General features: G+C 69.7%; 8 protein-coding genes. 7 read left to right on the top strand and 1 reads right to left on the bottom strand.

What is annotated here, in order from left to right; genetic code table 11:
* The first annotated feature begins 962 nt into the window (after positions 1 to 962).
* From ACIQHQ_RS20860 to ACIQHQ_RS20830, 7 genes are all read left to right on the top strand, one after another.
* Complete coding sequence (locus tag ACIQHQ_RS20860) at positions 963 to 1325, top strand: hypothetical protein (protein WP_402613376.1); 363 nt, start codon at positions 963 to 965, stop codon at positions 1323 to 1325.
* Positions 1322 to 1981, top strand: coding sequence for a nucleotidyl transferase AbiEii/AbiGii toxin family protein (locus ACIQHQ_RS20855; protein WP_402613375.1), 660 nt, complete (start codon positions 1322 to 1324; stop codon positions 1979 to 1981). The genes ACIQHQ_RS20860 and ACIQHQ_RS20855 overlap by 4 nt, the downstream gene beginning before the upstream one ends.
* A gap of 473 nt (positions 1982 to 2454) precedes the next feature.
* Positions 2455 to 8148: a DEAD/DEAH box helicase gene (locus tag ACIQHQ_RS20850; protein ID WP_402613374.1), complete on the top strand. Its 5694-nt coding sequence runs from the start codon at positions 2455 to 2457 to the stop codon at positions 8146 to 8148.
* Positions 8145 to 10484, top strand: a complete 2340-nt coding sequence (locus ACIQHQ_RS20845; RefSeq protein ID WP_402613373.1) for a hypothetical protein — start codon at positions 8145 to 8147, stop codon at positions 10482 to 10484. Before ACIQHQ_RS20850 ends, ACIQHQ_RS20845 begins: the two co-directional genes overlap by 4 nt.
* 88 nt (positions 10485 to 10572) lie before the next feature.
* Positions 10573 to 16560: a hypothetical protein gene (locus ACIQHQ_RS20840; protein ID WP_402613372.1), complete on the top strand. Its 5988-nt coding sequence runs from the start codon at positions 10573 to 10575 to the stop codon at positions 16558 to 16560.
* A gap of 413 nt (positions 16561 to 16973) precedes the next feature.
* On the top strand, positions 16974 to 17393 hold the full coding sequence (gene panD / locus ACIQHQ_RS20835; protein WP_402613371.1) for an aspartate 1-decarboxylase: 420 nt from the start codon (positions 16974 to 16976) through the stop codon (positions 17391 to 17393).
* A gap of 25 nt (positions 17394 to 17418) precedes the next feature.
* The gene (locus ACIQHQ_RS20830; protein WP_402613370.1) at positions 17419 to 17778 is read left to right on the top strand and encodes a GNAT family N-acetyltransferase; all 360 of its coding nucleotides are present in this window, start codon (positions 17419 to 17421) and stop codon (positions 17776 to 17778) included.
* Positions 17779 to 18263: 485 nt separating this feature from the next.
* Here ACIQHQ_RS20830 and gndA read toward each other — a convergent pair whose 3' ends face one another.
* Positions 18264 to 19703: an NADP-dependent phosphogluconate dehydrogenase gene (gene gndA, locus ACIQHQ_RS20825; protein ID WP_402613369.1), complete on the bottom strand. Its 1440-nt coding sequence runs from the start codon at positions 19701 to 19703 to the stop codon at positions 18264 to 18266.
* Positions 19704 to 19844: the final 141 nt, after the last annotated feature.

Genomic DNA, 19844 nt, shown 5'->3' with positions numbered 1-19844 from the left:
GTGGTGCCGGTGGTCGCCGCGGTGTTCACCACGGGGCTGCCCGGATCGTGTGCTCCACAGGCGCCGGTGGGGCATCAGTCGGTCGTAGGTCCACTCCGACCGCCAATTGTTCCGGGATCGTGGAGCCCCGGGCTGCCGGGCGCGTTGAACGACTTCCAGGTCGATGCGGAAAGTGGCTCCGTGCCCGACGAAGCGCGTACCTGGCCCATCGTCAGGCAGGTCAGCAGTTGGTCAGCATCATTCCCGAACATGCTGAAAATGCTGGTCGAACAGGCATCTGGTCGGTGGCGTCACAACACACTGATTGCGCGGGAAGCCCAGGCAGGGAGCCCTGCCCCCAATGACAAGCGATGTTCCTCACAATCTTCGACTCCGATGCGTGCCCGTGTAGAGTGAAGACCGCCCTTGACCTGCACAAAGCAGGCAGGGAGCTGCCTTCCAGGAGTTGAAAATGCTTCGTACCATGTTCAAGTCCAAGATCTAGCGTTTGGGTGTTTTTGCAGGTCAGCGGCTTGATACTTCCGCTCGGGTCAGCAAACGGTCAGCATCGGGCGCGGGAGCGTCCCAGCGGCGTGCCTTATGGATTCCGATTGCCCCCTCTGGCCGCGACCGCCTCGCCCGTCCCGGTGTCCTTCTCGTCCACGGTGCCGGCGCCATGGGCCTCGGCTTCTGCGCCGTCGTCATTTCCGACACCGAGACCGAAGCCGCAGCCGACTCCACTGCGGCGGCCCTCCGCGTGACCCGCTGCGTCATGATCGCCCGCGCCCGCGAGCGGGGCTGGTCCCGGGTCTGCAGGGCAGCCGGTTGCCGCGCCACCTGGGGGCCTGCGCGGGTAGGCGATGATGTGCTAAGCACCCACTGGGCGATAGGTCAGAGGGAAGGGCGGCCGCCCGACCTGTGTACGTACGACTGGCAGCCCCATATCCGCCATGCCGCCGCCTCCCAGCAGCGATACTGGATGCATGGACACGACGATCGCCGCCCCCCGCGCCGAGGTGCTGCGGGACCGCTACCGCAGCCGACTGCCCGAGCGCTTGCAGGAGCTGGCCGGCCCCGTCGAGGGCAGCGTGGATCTGCCGCTCCACATCGTCTGGTCCGGGCGGACGAGCTACAGCCTGGACCGTCCGAAGTCCCGCATGACGCTCTACCGGACCGTCCTCGCCGAAGGACTGAGTGAGGACCTGGTGGCCCTCCTGCACCACCGGCTGCTCATCGAGCAGTGGCCCGTGCTGCGGCGCTTGATCAGCCCCTACATCCGCGAGGTCTGGGAGGACGCCTTCCCCGAGCTGCTCCGCACCGCTCCAGCCGACACGACCGCCGCGTGAAGCTCACTCCGCTCCACGAGCGTCTCCTCGCAGACATCCTTGACCTCGGCTCCCCCTACCCTCTGGTCCTCACCGGCGGATACGCCGTGCAGGCCCACGGCCTGGTCGAACGCTTCAGCCGTGACCTCGACGTCGCCACCGAGAACCCCGCTCCGATGCAGGAGATCGTCGCCTCACTCACAGCAGGTCTCAGCGCGCGCGGATGGCGGACCACGCACGTCCAGACCGATCCGCTCAGCGGCCGGTTCCTCGTCACCGATCCGGACACCGGCGAGGAATGCGAGGTCGACGTCCTCAAGGAGGCGTTCTGGGCTCCGCCCGCCCAGACCCCCTACGGCCCCGTTCTTTCCCTCGACGACGTGATCGGCACCAAGGTCCGTGCCCTCGCCGACCGCGGCACCGTCCGCGACCTCATCGACGTCCAGGCTGCCTCCCACCACCGATCCACCGCCGACCTCGAATCCCTGGGCCGCCGTCGCGCCCACGACGAGTTCAGCCTCGAGGACCTCCGGGACCGGCTCATCGGCGCGGACTGGTACGAGGATGAGGACTACACGGCGTACGGGCTCACCTCCCGGCAGATCGAAGAACTCAAGGCGTGGGCGCTGGAGTGGGCGGAGGATCTCGGTGTGCGGATCCATGACGAGAACGCCTGAGAGACGGTCATCGCGTCCATCCCCTCTGCCGCCGGTTCGTCAGTCGCCCTCGAATGTTTCTGCTGAAGGTCCGTAACCTTCCAAACCAAACTATGATGTAGGGCACGTCCCGGGTCTCCAGGGGAGGGAGAGCCGAGGGAGCGGCGCGGTCGGGCATGGGCCAGGGCCGTGCAAGGGGGGTGTGTATGCCCGAAGGGCAGACGGTTTCTGCGGCGTCGCGGAAGGTTGCAGAGCTGGTCCGCGCCTTTACGTCCGGAATTTCTGAGCGGGAACTGGTCGTCGAGGCCAAGAGACAGTTCGGCACACTGCCGGAGCAGCGGTTAGTCAAACTGGTCGCCGAGGCGGTCCGTGGAGGTTTGCTCATCGCTTCGGGGGACATTCTCCTGCCTGCTGCTCTGCAGGAATCGGCGCCCCCGGCTCAGGTGGTGCCTGAACGACGCAAGCCAGGCGCTGAATCCGCTATCGCTGCCCGGTTGGACGAGCCATCCGTGCTGCGGACCGTCGCTCTCGACGTCGAGAGCGTCGTACGGACGACGGTGACCACTCCCTACTTGGAGCGGCACGTCTACGAGGTGGCAGCGGTCAGGTTCGGCGCCGATCGGCAATGGGTCGCTGCGGCCCCCCGCTGGCGGCGTTACCTCAGGTTCCCTGGGGCCACTGAGGAGTTGCGTGACGGCAGCGTCCGGGACGCCGTACTCGGCCAGGGGCTATCTCCGCAACAGGCGTGGACGGAGCTGAGCGACTTCCTGTCGGATGCCGATGTCGTGGTCGCCTACAACGGCACGACACTGGACTTCCCCGTCGTCAGTCAAGCGGCGAAGGAGGCCGGTACCCGCGATCCGCTCTCCGCCGTGCGCCCTGTCGATGGCCTGTACCTCGCGCACGCCGTTTGGCCGACAGCCCCGTCCCACCGACTTCAGGACCTCGCGCTTCAGCTCGACGTCTCCCGTTCGGACCTCCGTGCCCATACTGCGGACGGCGATGCGGTACTGCTGGTGCGCCTCCTGGAGCGGGCCGCCGCCGAGTTCGCATGCAGGACGGCCGAATTGCGCGATCTCATCGCCGACGTCTGCCCCGACTCCGACGCGTGGCGGCTGCTGCGGGAACTGGCCGGGGGTGAGGCCGCCAACGATCGAGAGCCGCGGGTGTGGGAGCAGGCGCACGTGGCCCGCCTGTTGGGTGCCGAGTTTGGGCAGCACACGCCGCGTCGAACCCCTGGCGGAAGGGCACCGGGCAAGGGCGCCGTGGATGTGCCGGACGTCTTACGGGGCGCCGGCGGACGGGTCGAGCCGACCGCTCTCGCCCGGGTCGTGCACGGCTCCCGCGTTGAACCCCGGTTCGCCCAGCAGGAGATGACGGCGACGCTGCACGACTGGACCGACCGCGGCGTCGGCGGCCTGCTGGAAGCGCCCACCGGCACCGGAAAAAGCTATGCGGTACTTGCCGCCGCGCTGGACTGGCTCGCCGGTGGCGACAGCCGTACCGCTGTCATCGCCACGTACACCAAACAGCTGCAGAGCCAGATGGCAAAGGACATTCAGGACCTGGAGCGGGCCCTGCCGGGCATCCTCGGGGTCGCCGACCTGGTCAAGGGCAAGTCCAACCGGCTCTCCCTCGCAGCCCTGACGAAGACTCTCGCCGAGGCCACGCGTCGGCGCCGCTCCGCGGGCACCGTCCGCGCATGCTTCTCCCAGCGGAGCCGGTTCCGCGAACTCGCCGTCTTTCTCGCGCTGCGCCTGCTCGCGGCCAAGGAGCCCCCGCAGTCCTGGACGGCCAGATCGGTCGACCCGGTGGACCTGCCCGCCTTCTTCACCGACTACATCGGGCGCGGCCTGCCGCTCTGGCTGGAGTCGCTGTCCCAGCGCGACGGTGACTACGGCCCCGCCGCAGGCAACCCGCTCACCGTGCACACCGACACTGTCCGGGAGTCGATCGACAGCCACCGCCTTATCCTCGCCAACCATGCGCTCGTCCTCTCCCACCTGGACGACCTGCGTGCCGTCGGACCCGAGGTGCTCCTCGTGGTTGACGAGGCGCATGAGCTGGAGAACGCCGCTACGTCGGCCCTGACCGTGACCGCCGACTACCAGGACCTGGAAGCTTTGCTGCCGGAGTACCAGGCATGGATCGCGGACGCCCACCCGGGCACCGCCAAGGAACAGGCCGCCGCAGCGATTGCCGACCTCGAACGACTGCTCGACGATGAACGCCTTCCGCGGCTGGCGGCGCAGGCCTTCGACGCCCAGGCCAAGGGCGTGGGCGTACGCATCGGCAGCCGGTCGACCACACTCGCCAGCCCCTACGCCGGCACTTCCGGCACCCGGCACACCCGGCGACTGTCGCTGGTGCTGGAGAGCATCGCCAAGGCGCTCGTGTCCTGTCGCATCACGCTGGAGCGGTACGTGGTCCAGCGCGCTGCCGGAATCGATCCCCTGGTACGCGAGCGCCTGACGGCGCTCGCGGAGCACACCGACTCCCTCACCACGGCCCTCGACCGGATCACGGCCGACATCTGCGCCTTTCTCGACCCCGCCCTCACCCTGGACGAGGCTCCCCCTTCCCGCGTCTTATATCTGGAGGAAGTGGACGAACCCAGGGCGGAGCTGCGGTCCTACCGCTTCCGTGTCGCCACCAGTCCCATCGATCTGCCCGCAGACCCGGAGTGGCGGCGCTACCTGGAGTCCTTCGACCGTGTCCACTACGTCTCCGCGACCCTGCGTGTCGCCGGGGAATGGGATTTCATGCGGACCCGACTCGGGTTGCCCGACGATCTGCCGACGCTGGCCCTGCCTTCCCCGTTCGCCCTGCGCAGCCAGGCCGAGGTCGTGTGCTTCTCCGACTTCCCCTCCTGGGCGGAGCAGGAGGAGGGCGCCTTGCGGACCGTCGCCCACCAGGTCGCCGGATTCGCCACCGAAATGACGCGTGTACGCGCCGACGGCAACGGCTTCGACGGCGGCGGCATGATCCTCACGACCGCCCGCTCGACCGCCGCGGGCATCGGCTTCCACCTTCTGCGGGAGCTACGCTCCCGCGCCCTCGATACGCCGGTCGTCGAGGCGCTCACTCTCGGCAACGGCCGGGCCTATCAGGCTTTCACCGACCGGCGGGACGGCGGAGGGTTTCTCGTCGGCACCAAGGGAATCTGGCAGGGGGTCGACGTCTCCGACGCCGAGCGGCTGCGTCTGGTGTGGATCAACAAACTGCCCTTCGCACCGTTCGCTGCTCCGATCGTGGAGGCCCGGCGCGCAGCGGTCGCCGCACGGGCCGAGCAGGCCGGCCACCCCGATCCGGAAGGTGCCGCCACCGAGCACTACTACCTGCCGCTCGCCGCGCTCCAGCTGCGTCAGGCGGTGGGCCGGCTCATCCGCTCCGACCGCCACCGCGGCGTCGTCGTCATCAGCGACCGGAAACTCGCGGGAGCAAGCAGCCTGCGCCGCTCCTACCGGCGTGCCTTCCTCGGCAGCCTCGATGACGGACTTCAGCGCCCCGACTCGGGATCCGGTGACATCGGCGGCGGCAACGTCGCCACCATGGCCGAAGGATGGCGTCGCATCTGGGAGTTCATGGCGGCCCACAACCTCCTGGATCCCGCCCGGGCCGCGGAGCTGTGTACCGACGAAGCCCTCGAACGACAGACCCTCCTGCCGCACACCAGGCGCATCCGCGAACTGGCGCTGACCACCGAGGAGACTCGGAAGCTGCGGGAACAGGGCCTGCTCGTGGAGGAGATCAAGGACCGCTGCGCCCGCATCGGAGGATTGCTGCGGCTCGTCGACGAACCCGTGGCCCTCAAGCCGGCCCAGCAGGCCGTCATCGCCGCCGTGGCCGAGGGACGCAACGTACTCGGACTGCTTCCCACAGGCTTCGGCAAGAGCTTCACCTTCCAGCTGCCCGCGCTGGTCCTGCCCGGCGTCACCGTGGTCGTCAGCCCGCTCGTCGCTCTCATGCACGACCAAGCCCTTGAACTGAACCGGTCCATCGGTGGCGCGGTCCGCGCGCTCATCTCCCCGCTGCGCGAGTCCAGCAGCAGGGTCGGCAAGACAGAAGTGACGGACCAGTTCCTCGGTCGGGCCGACCACGGTATCCGCCTGGTCTACGTCAGCCCGGAACGCCTGTGCCAGCGGCGCTTCCGGGAGACCGTTCGCGCGGCCGCGGCGGCGGGTCGGGTGACCCGGATCGCCGTGGACGAGGCACATACCCTCCCGCAATGGGAGGACTTCCGGCCCAGCATGCGCAGGGTCAGCAGGTTCCTGGACGAGCTGCGCCGGGACCACGGGGTGGCGGTCACCGCGGTGACCGCCACCGCTAACAGGGCCGTTCACGAGGCGCTGCGCGAAGGACTGTTCGGCCTGCCCGCCGAGGTCCCGGAGCCCGCTTCGGCCGAGGCGACCGCCGAAGCGGAGCATCCCGGAGTCGTCGGCGGGCTCCTGACGGTGCGCGAGAACCCGATCAGGCCCGAACTCGCCGTTTTCCGCCGCTCCCTCGACCGGCTCGGACAGGGAGGTGTGGCGGGGCTGGTCGAGCGCGTCGTCGACGCACTCGACGGTCACGCCATCCTCTACTGCCTCACCGTCAAGGAGGTCAACACCCTCTACACCCACCTGCGCGAGTACGTGGGTGTCGCCGGCGTCCGCGTCCTGCGGTTCCACGGCCGTCTGACGGAGGCCGAGAAGGCGGCCGTCATCACGCAGTTCCGGGAGGCGCCCCGGGAAGGCGACGACGGCTTCGTCCCGGTCGTGGTGGTGGCCACCTCCGCGTTCGGGCTCGGTGTCAACCGGCCCGACGTACGCACCGTGATGTGCGTGTCGCCGCCTACCGACCTGGCCGCGCTCTACCAGCAGTTGGGTCGGGCGGGGCGGGACGGCGCGGGCCGGGGGACGGCTGGCGACGGCCCCGTCAACAGCGGTCTCGCCCTCGCGACGAGCCGGGGTCTGCGCATGGTCCGTTTCATGACGGGCCAGGAACTGCCCCCGTCGCTGCTCCGGCGCATGGGCAGCCTTGTCCTCGCCCAGCGGGACGGCACGCTCGATCCGGTACGGCTGGCCGACCTGCTCATGGCCGAGGACGCCGCGAGCGGTGCGCTGAGCGAGGCTGAGCTGGACGACCGGCACACCCAGGAGCGCTACCAGGGCGGCATCATGCGGGCGTTCAGCGCGCTCGCCGACCTCGGCGCCGTCGAGGACCTCGGCGACCACCCGCCGTTCTGCGCGGTCAAACCCGGCGACCTCCGACCGGCCGGCCACGGCGCAGGACAGACGCCTACCACTGCCGCGGAGCGCGACGAGGAAGCGGCCGGGTCTATGCGGCTGGAGCAAACCGTCATCGACACCGCCCTGTCCTGGGACACCCCACGACAGGTCGACGTCCGAGCTCTCGACCGGGAACTCGCCGCCCGGTGCCCCGACTACCGCTCGGTCGCCGATGGACCGTCGGCGACCTGGGAACTACTCGCCGACCTCCACGATCGTGGGCTCCTGGACGTCTCCGCGGCACCCAGCCGCCGCCTGGTCACCGGTCTGACCACCCGCACGGGCACCCTGCCCGACGGGTTCCTCCCGCTGCTCGGCCGACGCGGCCGCCGAGCCGCCGAGGAACTGGCCAGGCTCCGGAACTTCTTCGAGGCGAGCACGGTCTGCGCCCAACGGGTCTTCGCCGATTACTTCGGCGTCAGCGACCTACCCGAGGGGTGCTGCACCACGGCCCGCTGCCGCTGCTCGGCCTGCTGGGACACCGGCCACTGGCCCGTGGAGGAGCGGCGCCCTGCCGTCGCCCAGGCCTTCGATAGCCCGCGCCCCCGCGAGGGGGGCGGTGCCGACACCTCACTGCGCGACCAGCGCGTCGACCTCCAGGTCCACCGGCTGCTGCAGCTCCAGCCGCAGGGCGCACACCCGCGCCGGCTCTGGCACGCACTGCGCGGCGACGAATCCTCCTACAACCCGAGGAATCGAACGATGATCCCCCTGCCGAAGGCGATTCGAGAAAGCCGCCACTTCGGCGGTCGCGCCGATCTGCCCTATGCGGCAGTAGGCGCGAGCCTCACACGGCTGGCCGCAGCCGGAGCCGCAGTCGAGGGCCCGGACAGCCTCTGGCGAGCCGTCCGCCCGGTCCGACACACGAGATCCAGCCGGGCGGGAAGCGGATCCGAACGGAAGGACGGCTGGGCATGACCACGATGATCAGCACTGGACTGGACATCTGGCGGCCGTTCGACGGCGAGCCTGTGCTCACTCCCGCCATGACCGGCGGACACCGCAGCACACCCGCCGAGGAACTGGAGCGGTTGCGTCGCTACCTGGAGGCGGTCGTGGCCGACCGCGTGTGTCCGGTGCACACCGCGGTCGCCTTCAACGCGGCCTATTTTGGCTACGAACTCGGTGGTGAAGGCCACGGTAACGGCCCCTTCGACTTGGACGCGTTCCCCTCCCTGACGCTGGGCGACGAAGTACCGGCCCTGCCCGTCGGGGCACTCGTGCGCATCGAAACCGGATCCGACCCGCTGTACGCGGAGATCGTCTACAAGGAGGGCCGCCACCCCGGCGTAGAAGAGGGTGCCGACGTACCCGCCTGGGTGTCCGGGGCACCGGCCGGTGTCCGAGGACCGAGCGAGCTGTCGGAGGCACCGCACCCAGTGCGCCGGGAGCTGCTGGTCCCTGATCTCACGGCATTCGGCCCCGCGCTGCAGCTCAGCGAGGCGAAGTTGCAGCGGTTCCGGGCCCGCCAGAAGTGGCTCAACAAGGACGGCCACGTCGTCGTCGACGCCCGCTACGGCTCGGCGCCGCAGGCCGGGCTCGACGACTGTACCGCCTTCGTGCAGCACCTGCTGATCCACCAGCGCCAAGCATTGCTGAGCCCCCTCGTTCCCGTGTCCGCCGCCCACCTGGCCGGGGGTGGCACGGAGGAGCGGCTGAAGAACGCCCTCAGCGGGCTGCTGGACACCGTCGATCACGCCTTGCGCACCAGCGACAGCCTGCGCAGCTGGGGCCACTACGCACTGACCCGTACCCGCATCGGGGCCGCCCTGGGCCACGACGGGCCGCTGGGCGGCGACGACCTGAGAGCCCTCGCCGGCTCCGTGGAACGCAGTGCGGCCCCTGCCACCCGCCGACGGCACGGCCTGAACAGTTCCCGCACCGTGTACACAGCGATTGGGCCGTGGCTGCGCGGCGTCGACGGTGCCGAACCACTGCTGAGCGGAGTGGAATACGCGGTCTCGGTGTGCCGCGCCAACCTGGCGGTCGCGGATTTCGTCCGGGGAGACACGGACAACGGCATACGCGCCGGGAGCGACGTACGGATCACCCTCGACGACGACTTCCAGAACGGTGGCATCTGGCGGTCCCACCACCCGGGCTCGGAGGAGGCGGACGACAGTGATCCGCTGCGACCAGCGGGACGCGGCTGGCATGACACGGTGCATCCACCCGCGCCGCCCCGGCCTGTCGCGGTGCCGCATGCACAGAGCGTCCCCCGAGAGGAACAGCCGGAGGACGAACGGTACGTCGATGCCGAACCCGCGGACACCCCGCTCGTGGACGGTGACCGGATCGGTCCGCCGAACTACCTGAGGATCAACGACAGCGAGGTCTGCTGGCAGACCCCGCTGCGTCTCGCCCACCTCATGGAGGACCGACTGCCGTTGAGCCCCAGGGTCCGGGACGGGTTGGCATATCTCGGCACGGATACCGTCTCCGTGCGCGTACGCCTGGAACTCAGCCATCCCGGCGGCGAGCTCGACGCGTCCGAGGAGGTCCAGGAGGTGCTTCTGGATCTCACCGATGAGACCGGCATGCTCCGGAACGTCCAGTGGCCCATCGATTTCTTCCCCGGGCTGTGCCTGTACATTCAGTGGCCGCGCGGCGGCACCGTCTTCCGGGTCCACACCGTCGAACTGGAACACCCCGTCGACATCGACGGGCAGCTCGTCGCGCACCGCTACGACCCGGGAGTGCTCACCCGGGAAGGAGCGCCGGGTAGTGACCGGGACGGTGACTCGTCCGCCGGCCTCGACACCCGGCGTCTCGTCCTGCGCACCGTACGACGCTTCGGCCGCCTCACGCCCGACGGACATGCCCTCCTCGACCGGGCCGCCCTCCCTCGAGGCGTCTACGACACAGCTCCCGCCCCCCACCAAATCACAGCACTGGAGCAGGCCGTTGACGAGCTCCTCGCCGAACACCACCTGTATGCGGCCATTGGCAGCCGCGGTGCGGACGGCGAGCCCCACCACCCTGCCCGCGACGGTGAGCAGCCCATCGCCCTGATCGGTTACGCGCCGAACCCCGTGGTGGTGCCACGGCCGGGCTCGGGTGCCGGCGCACCGCCGCAGGTCCACGGTGTCTCGCACTTCGTCCACGGCTTTCTGCGGAGGCTGCCTGCGGGCTCGAAGCCGACCGATGCCCAGCGCGCTGCCTACCGCGAGCACTGCCGCCACGTCGGAAAGGCGGACGGCTGGGAACTGCCACCCGGCTACACCTTCGTCACGGAACACTCCCGCCGGCGCTGACGCACCCCGGCCGGACCGGCCGGGCATGCGCGCGCCGCACGCCACACCGCCTGCATCCACATCACAGGAAACAAGAGATCGGGACTGAATGACCGTCAGCTACCCCGTGGTTACCAAACCACCGTCCTCCCCGCACGGCACACCGGTTGGACTGCTCAAGGAACTCGCCGCAACGCTCGACGGGCTCGGTCAGGTCTTGGACGCTGCCCTCGACGCCCTCACGGTCGGCGAGGCGGAACTCGCGCTGAACTCCCTTGGCCCCAAGGACCGTCAGGCCATCATGAGGGGCCTCGGCTTCCGCAAGGTCGAGCCGCGGCGATTCGGGCGCGTGCTCAGTGAGCAGGTGCTCAAGCGGTTGCAGCGGATGGAGCCGACTCACCACAGGCATGCCGCGTCCCATCTCACCGCCCGGATCATGAACGACATCGATCACGTGGTCGCTGAGCGTGGGACCGCCGACATGAGCCCCGGTCTCGTAGACCGCTGGGGTGCCTGCCTGCTCCGCTTGGCGCTCTTCTCCCACCTTCAGGCTTCGGCACACGACGCCCGATTGCTCGTATGGGCCGCGGAACACGACTGGTTCGGCATGGAGGCGGACGAGGCGGCACTGGCCGCCGTACTCAAGGCCGCTCAGCAGGTGATCGACGCGACTCCCGGGTGCGACCACGTCACCGCGCTGGACGAGGACGCGGCGGCTCAGGAACCACAGCCGACCGCTGCTGTCCCGGTTCCCCGGCGGCCCGATCACATCTCGGTTCCGGACCTGGCCGAGTCCTCAGCGCAGCAGGGAGAGCAGCCCCCTGGTGAGGGATGTTCCCTGGACGATCTGGCCTTGGTCGAGGAGAAGCTCAAGCACGTCGTCGAGAAGGCACGAGGCGCCGCCGACCGCGTGCGCGCCGCACTGCTTGACGGGTGCCCGCCCGCCGACACGGATTTGGTGCCGCTCACCACCGTCGCCCCGGCGTTCTCCCGTGCGCGGGGCGTACTCTCCGCACTCGGCGTCACCGGCGTCACCGATCGCCTCACCGATGTCCTGAGGGCGATCGACGAGGTTCGTGCACGCGTCGAACGGAAGGAGAGGAACGCCGAGGCCCGTCACATGGTGGAGACGGTGACGGCCCTAGGCTGCTCTCCGGGCAGTGCGGTGGCCTCGGTGATCGCGGACGCCAGGCTGAGGGCGGAGTCACTGCTCGCGAAGCAGGAGTGGGACGAACAGGACGACGCGTACGCACACGTTCTCACGCTGCTGGTGCGCCTCGCCGGCATGAAGGACCGGTCCGACGCACAGCAGGAGATCATCGAACTCCAACAGCAGTTGTCGGTCGCCCATCCGCCGTACGCTGTGGCCGCCGTCATGTACCACCAGATTTCGCTGACCGAGCACAGGACCACCACCCACGACAAGGCCGCCGCCCCGCAGGGCGAGGACTCCGCCGAGGTTCCCGAGGCGCCGGCACTGGCCACATCCTCGGAGGCGGCCACCGCCGCACAGGCTGACATCGGCGCGCCTGAGACGCAGGACCACAGCACCGCCGATTCCGTCCCGGCCGAGCGACCTCCCCGGTCCGCCGACCCCGCCGAGCAGCAGCCCGCGCCGGAACGGCGGGTCGCGGCCGACCCCGCGGTGACCGTGGCCGTCGACAACACCTCGGGTACCGCCGATGACACGGGAACGAAAGACCTTGAACCCGTCCTCGCCCGGCTCATCGCCGAGAAGCGCTTCGGGCTTGCCGCCCACCTTTCGCAGGCCGCCGACCGCCCGGACACCGAGTCCACGGTTCTGCGCCTGGCCGCCGCGGCGGCACTGCTGCACTCCAGGACCGGACGAGCGGCTCAGGTCATTGAGGAGGCTCTGCACGAGTGGGAAGCCCATAAGGGGAGCGACAGCGACGCGCTGTCCTTGCTCCTGCTGCCCACGCTGGTCCGCGCGGCCCTCGTGACTGGTGCGCCCGTGGTCGGTGCGCAGCTGAGGGCGCTTGCCCCGCAACTGCCCGATGCCCTGCACGAAGTGGCCGCCATGGTGGCAGAACGCGCACTGCAGGGAGCACTACTCGTCGCGCCGCCCCATGCCGTTGTCGCCGATGTCTCCCACACCGAGGGCGAACTGCGTGCGGCCGTGGATGCCTGCCAGGCGCTGCTTACCGTGCCTCGGTTGCGTTTCCAACGGGCCAGCGCCATGGTGCAGCGCTGGCTGGCGCCGACCGGTCTGCTCGGCAGCGTGCTAACCGCCATCGTGGCCGGGGCCCCGGACGCCGAGCACCTGGCTGACGAGCTGCTGGAGAACCTCGCTCGCCGAGTTCAGGTCGAGGCGGCGATCGACGAGATGGACGCTGCGCTGCGCGGGCCGGGCGGTCGTGGCATCCAGGGGTCGGGCCGCAACAACGTCCGCCACTGCCTAGAGCGCGTCCGGGATGCCGTACGGCAGTGGCGTGCGGTCAAGCGCGACCTGGAAGCAGGACGCGCGGAGGAGAACGTGTGGGCGTTCCAGTCCGTCGCATCCCTGCGCCTCTCCCTCCTCGGCCTGCGTGAACGGGTGGCCGACGACCTCACCGCGGCCGAACGCAGCTCCGGCGTCCTGGCCAAAGCCACCGCCTACGTGGCGCGGGACCTGTTCGCCGAAATCTTCGACGGGCTGGACGCGAACAGTCGACTGGTCGAGACGGGATCCGAGCCGGACGTTCAGACGGTTCTGGACGCCGAGCTCCACAAGGCCGAGCCGGCCGTGCAGGGCGAGAAGCCGACCTTGGACGGCTTGCTGAAGGCAGTGGACCGCACCTGGGACGACGCGATCGAGGAGCAGCTCGCCCGTGACGAATTCGGCGTGATTCGCACCATCACAGACCTCGCGGACTTCGACGTCCTTCCTGCGGCCCACACCTTGTCGCTCTCGGAGGAGCGTCGCGCACACCTCAGCGCGTTCGAGAAGGAGCGCCGCGCGGCGCTCGCCGAAACACAGCGGCAACTGGCCGCCCGGCTCCGCCGGTCCCAGGCCGACGAGGCACTCACCGTCGAACAGGACGTCAGCCTCCAGGAGTTGCTCGCGGACGCCCGAGCACACTTGGAGCACGACCGGCCGAGCGAGCTGGCCGCGGTCCGCCGCAACCTCGACCGAGTCGAGGAGCTGCTGCCCCGCTACCGCGAGGAAGCCGCCGACCGGCTGCGCGCCCGGCTGGCCGCGCTGACGGACGTGAGCGCGGAGGACCGCGAACGAGTCCTGCGCAATCTGGACACCGACAGTTTGGCCACCGCGGCCGAACTCGTCTACTTCCTCGAACTGGGCGAACCGGTACCGGAGATCAGGTCCGAGGACTCGCATCTGGAGGCGTTCTTCCCCGCCGTGCCGGACTCGCTGCCGGGCGGCATCGACGCGGAGCTGATTGCGGCCGTCCTCGCCCGTGGCCGGTACGGCGACCACGCCGTGCTGGACTATGCAGGACTCTCGGAGGAGGAGGCCGAACGGGCCGCCGCGGCCCTGGAGTTGTGGAGCACGCTCGCCGCGACGAAGGACCGTATCAACATCAATCCGCGCGAAAGCCTCAATCCAGCTCTGGCCCTCCTCGGATACGAGGCCCGGCGCGCGCGGCCTCTGGACGATCTGCCGCGCGGCAAGGACTACCGGTTCTTCGAACTCGCGCCCGTGCACGTCACCGGCCGTGCCTGGGCACCCGCGTTCGGATCGCAGATCAAGGACCGTGGCGGCAAGCTCCGCGCCCTGCTGATCTGGGGCCGTCCCGCGGCCAAACTGCTCATCACCCGCGCTCTGCAGGACCCCGACGAGAGCAGTCTGCTCGTCGTCCACTTCGGGACGCTGGACAGCAGAACCCGTAATGAGCTGGCCGCCGCCTCCCAGGACACCAAGCCGATCATGGTGGTGGACGACGCCGCGCTGGCCTACCTCATCGCGCACGGCAACCGGCGGGTGGATGCCACGACCGAGACGTTGCTGCCGTTCTCCGCGGTGAACCCGTACATCAAGGAGAAGCGGGGCCAGATCGGCCGGGAGATGTTCTACGGACGGGACCGCGAGCGCAAGAGCATCCACGACCCGGCGGGGACCCAGATCCTCTACGGCGGCCGGGGTCTCGGCAAGTCGGCCCTGCTCGCCGACGCGGGGGATCGCTTCGAGGAACAGCGGCCGGGGTCCTACCGCAAGCTCTACCTCAACCTGGACAAGATCGGCATTGGCCGGGGCACCGCGCTTGGTGCCGAAGCCATCTGGCCCACGCTAGACCAGGAGCTGATCAGGCAGGGAGTCCTGGAGGAGCCTCGACGCAGGGGCCCGCAACAGGAGGCATGGCAGCGGGTCACCGACGGGATCGCCCGGTGGCTCGCTCAGGATCCCGACCGGCGGCTACTCATCCTCCTCGACGAGTGCGACCGCTTCTTCGAGGCAGACGTCCCCGAGTGCACGGAGACCCGCCGGTTGCGTGGTCTGGGCGAGGACTCGCGCGGGCGGGCCAAAGTCGTCTTCGCCGGTCTGCACTCGGTGCAGCGTTTCACCCGGCTCGCCAGGAACGGCCCGTTCAGCCACTTGGCGCAGACCCCGACGGTCGTCGGACCGCTCGCCCCGCAGTTCGCCGCCGACCTGATCGTGCACCCGATGCGTGCGCTCGGCTTCGAGTTCGCCGACGTCGACCTCGTCAACCGGGTGCTCGGCTTCTGCTCGTACCAGCCCTTCCTTCTGCAGATATTCGGCAGCCGGATGGTGCAGGTCATGCAGGGCAAGCGGGCGCGCGCACCACTCGCGCCGCCTCCGTACACGATCGAGGAGTTCGATGTCGACGCGGTGGAACAGGACACCTCGCTGCGCTCGGACATCACCGCGGCCTTCAAGGACACCCTCGCCCTCGACGACCGCTACCACGTCATCGCCAATGTCCTTGCCCAGCACGCCCGGGACAACGGTCTGGAAACCCGGCTCAGTGACAGGGAGTTGCGGGAGGAATGTGCCGGCTGGTGGCCCCGCGGCTTCGAGCACCTGGACAGCGAGGGGTTCCGCGCCTATCTGCAGGAGATGGTCGGCCTTGGTGTCCTGGCGCCGAACAACGACGGGCAGGGCTGGCATCTGCGGGGGCCCAACGCGCTGCGCATGATCGGTACCGCCCAGGAGATCGAGGCGCGGTTGCTGCGGGCGGAGACGGAGTCCCGGCTGGAGGAGACCGTTGTCCTGGAGAGCCGTCCGGACCTCTACGACGGCAGGTCCGCCCCGCTCACCGTCAACCAGATCGACTACCTGCTGGGCGAATACGTCAACCAAGTCCGCGTCGTTCTCGGTACACAGGCGACCGGCGTCGCCGATGTGGAACGGACTCTGCGTGAGGTGACGGGCAGGGTGGCGGGCTGGTCCGTGCCCGCGATCGGAAGCGCCAAGGCGTTCCGCAAGGAGCTTGCCCTCGGCCGCGCCGGCGAGCGGCGACTACTCATCAGCGATCTCTCGCTGGGCAGCGAGAAGTCCTGCCGGGAGTCCTTTGACCTGGCCAGGGCAGTGTTGCCCGAGGCCGCCGAGGTGACCCGCTCGGTGGTCCTCGTGTCGGGTGTGGAACAGCTCGGCTTCTGGTCTGGCCTCCTCACCGGTCTCGACGCAGACCACGACACCGTCGTGGTGCTGCGCCGGCATGACCTGCGCAGCCTGAAGGACTGGACGCAGCGCCACAGCCTGTGCGAGACGGAGGAACGGCTGACGCGCCTGGCGGAGGCGACCGGTGGCTGGCCGTACCTGCTGGACAAGGCGCTGCAGCTGCGTGATCGCCGACCAGACCAGGACCGGGTGCTGGCAGACCTGACGTCGTGGCTGGAGCAGGGCAGCGGCGCCGAACAGTTCGTCGACGCCGTGGGACTGCTGGAGAACGACACCCTCAAGGCTGCCTACGACGGGGTCGTTGAGCAGCTCGGTACCGACTGGCATGACGACGCCTACCTCATCACTGCGGCCGAGATGGCCGGTCTCTCGTCCGGGGAGGCGCGTGGGGCCGTCGTCTGCCTGGAGGCCCTCCAGGTGTTCGACCGGGACGGGACGCGCCTGCGCCTGGAGCCGGTCCTCCATACGGCGCTGGGCGTACTTGAGGCCAAGGTCTGACCAACAGGGTGGGGCCGGGGTTGCGCCTGGCCTCACCGAGACCCGACCAGCACACCCGCGTCCTGTCGGCGGTCACAATCGGAGTATCGACACCCTTTTCCAGCTCGCTGCGAGCTTGCTTTGCCATGGGAGTGGCGCTGATACCTATGACCGGCATGCACCTGATGCAACGTCAGGCAAGTCAGCATCTAGTCAGCATCAGTTCCCGGACATTCTGAAACGGCTGTCCGAACAGGCACCTGGTCGGTGGTGTCACAACAGCCTGGTTGACGCGGAAGCCCAGGCAGGGAGCTCTTTCCCCAATGGCAGGAGATGTTCCTCACAATCATCGACTCCGACGCGTGCCGGTGTACAGTGAATGCCGCCCTTGACCTGCAGAAAGCAGGCAGGGAGCCGACTTTCAGGAGTCCAAAGTGCTGCGTACTCTGTTCAAGTCCAAGATCCACCGGGCCACCGTCACCCAGGCCGACCTGCACTACGTGGGATCGGTGACCATCGACGCCGATCTGCTCGACGCCGCCGATCTGCTGCCCGGCGAGCTCGTGCACATCGTGGACATCACCAACGGCGCCCGGCTGGAGACGTACGTCATCGAGGGCGAGCGCGGATCCGGCGTGATCGGGATCAACGGGGCCGCGGCCCATCTCGTCCACCCCGGCGATCTGGTGATCATCATCAGCTACGCGCAGGTGACGGACGCCGAGGCGCGGGCACTCACCCCCCGGGTCGTGCACGTGGACCGCGACAACCGGATCGTGGCCCTGGGCGCCGACCCGTCCGAGCCGGTGCCCGGCTCGGACCAGCGGCGCAGCCCGCAGGCCGTCGGGGCCTGACCGAAGGAGGACGAGGAGCGTGTCCATGAGCGACCCGGAGACCAGTGGCCCGCAGATCCGCGACGACCGGGTGGCGGGCCGGCTGGAGGCCGTGTCCGGCGGCGAAGTCGTCGGCCGCATCGAGTACTTCGTGCTCGACAGCCCCGAGCGCGCGCTGGTGCCCGTCCACACGATCGTCGAGCCGGCCCACGAGGGCCAGGGCATCGCGGGTTCACTCGCCCGTGAGCTCTACGCCCTGGCCGGCCGTGAGGACAGCGCGGTCGCGTCCCTGTGTCCCTACGTCACCAAGTGGGCGGAACGCCATCCGGACGAGGCGAAGCCGGCCGATCAGAGCCTCCTCGCGGCGGCGAAGGACTGGCTGAGGGCCCACCCCGGCCGTTTCTGACGGCCGTTCCCGCCACCCCGGCCCGCGTTACCCCCACCTGGTCCCGTCCCGTCCCGCGGGGGAGTGACTGCGCAGGGACGGGCCGGGTAGGCGGGGGAGTAGTCCAGAGCCGGAGTCGTCCCACTGGCTGGAGGACCTGATGACGAACCCGATTCCCGACCCCGTGCCGCCGGCCCCGACACCGGGACCGGACCCCCAGCGCCCGGAGCCGCACCCCGACCCCGTCCCGAACCCGCAGCCCCCGCCGGGCCCGGGGCCGACTCCGCCGCCGCCCGCGCCCACCCCGCCGCCGGGCCCGACCCCGCCGGCACCCCCGGGCCCCGACCCCGTGCCGGGACCGGACCCCTCGCCGATCCCTCCGGGACCGGACCCCGTACCGAGCCCGGAGCCCGGCCCGCCCCTGTCCTGACCCCGGTACGCGAACGGGGCGGTGGACGGCACATCCTGCCGTCCACCGCCCCGCGCACCGCCCTCAGCGGCAGCGCTTACGCGGAGGTCTCCGACCGGTCCCCGCCCCACAGCGTGTGGAACGAACCGTCACGGTCCACCCTGCGGTACGTGTGGGCACCAAAGTAGTCCCGCTGTCCCTGCGTCAGCGCGGCCGGAAGCCGCTCCGCGCGCAGGGCGTCGTAGTAGGCGAGCGCCGCGGCGAAGCCGGGCGTCGGCACGCCCTGGCGGGTCGCGGCGACCAGCACCTCGCGCCAGTCGTCCTGGGCGTCCGCGATCTCCTGCGCGAACGTCGCGTCCGACAGCAGGCTCGGCAGGTCGGGCCGGGCGTCGTACGCGGCGCGGATCCGGTCCAGGAACGCCGCACGGATGATGCAGCCGCCCCGCCACAGCGCGGACACCGCGCCCAGGTCGATGTCCCAGCCGTACTCACCACGGGCCGCGTCGATCTCGTGGAAGCCCTGCGTGTACGACACGATCTTCGACGCGTACAGCGCCTGCTCCACCCGGTCGGCGAACGCCCGGGCCTCCGCCTCGCTCAGCGGCTGCGCCTTCGGACCGGCCAGTCCCCGCGAGGCCTCCCGCAGCTCCGCGTGCCCCGACAGCGAGCGCGCGAAGACCGCCTCGGCGATGCCGGACACCGGAACGCCCAGGTCCAGCGCGATCTGCACGGTCCAGCGGCCGGTGCCCTTCTGCTCGGCCTGGTCGACCACCACGTCCACGAACGGCTTGCCCGTCTCCGCGTCCACGTGCGACAGCACCTCGGCCGTGATCTCGATCAGGTACGAGTCGAGACGGCCCTGGTTCCAGGTCCGGAAGATCTCCGCGATCTCGGCGGGGGAGTACCCGGCGACGTCCCGCAGCAGCTGGTACGCCTCGCCGATCAGCTGCATGTCCGCGTACTCGATGCCGTTGTGCACCATCTTCACGAAGTGCCCGGCACCGTCCGGACCGACATGGGAGACGCACGGCGAGCCGTCGGCCGCCTTCGCCGAGATCTTCTCCAGCATCGGGCCCAGCGAGTCGTAGGACTCCTTCGGGCCGCCCGGCATGATGCTCGGCCCGTTCAGCGCGCCCTCCTCACCGCCCGAGACACCCATGCCGACGAAGTGGATGCCCTGCTCGCGCAGGTCGCGCTCCCGGCGCCGGGTGTCCGCGAAGTGCGCGTTGCCACCGTCGATGATCATGTCGCCGGGCTCCAGCAGCGGCGCGAACTCCTGGATCACCGCGTCCGTCGGCTCACCGGCCTTCACCATCACGACCAGCCGGCGGGGCCGCTCCAGCGCCGCCACGAAATCCTTCGCGCTCTCGCACGCGATGAACTCCCCCTCACCGCCGAACTCCTCCACCAGGGCCTGCATGCGCGAGGGCGTCCGGTTGTGCACCGCCACCGTGTAGCCGTTGCGGGCGAAGTTGCGGGCGAGGTTGCGGCCCATGACCGCGAGACCGGTGACGCCGATCTGCGCTGTACTGCTCATTCGGTTCGCTCCTAAAGACCTCGGTATCGGTGCTGCCGGTGGGTGGTGCCCAGGGGCATCCCCGTCGACCATCCTTACGTGCCGCTACTTCGTCCGCACGCGCGGGTCGCACGGCGTGGCGCAGGCTGATACGGAACAGAG

Source organism: Streptomyces sp. NPDC092370 (assembly GCF_044755265.1).
Taxonomy (GTDB): domain Bacteria; phylum Actinomycetota; class Actinomycetes; order Streptomycetales; family Streptomycetaceae; genus Streptomyces.
The sequence above is the reverse complement of the archived record's forward strand: the minus strand, read 5'-3'. Positions and strand labels throughout refer to the sequence as shown.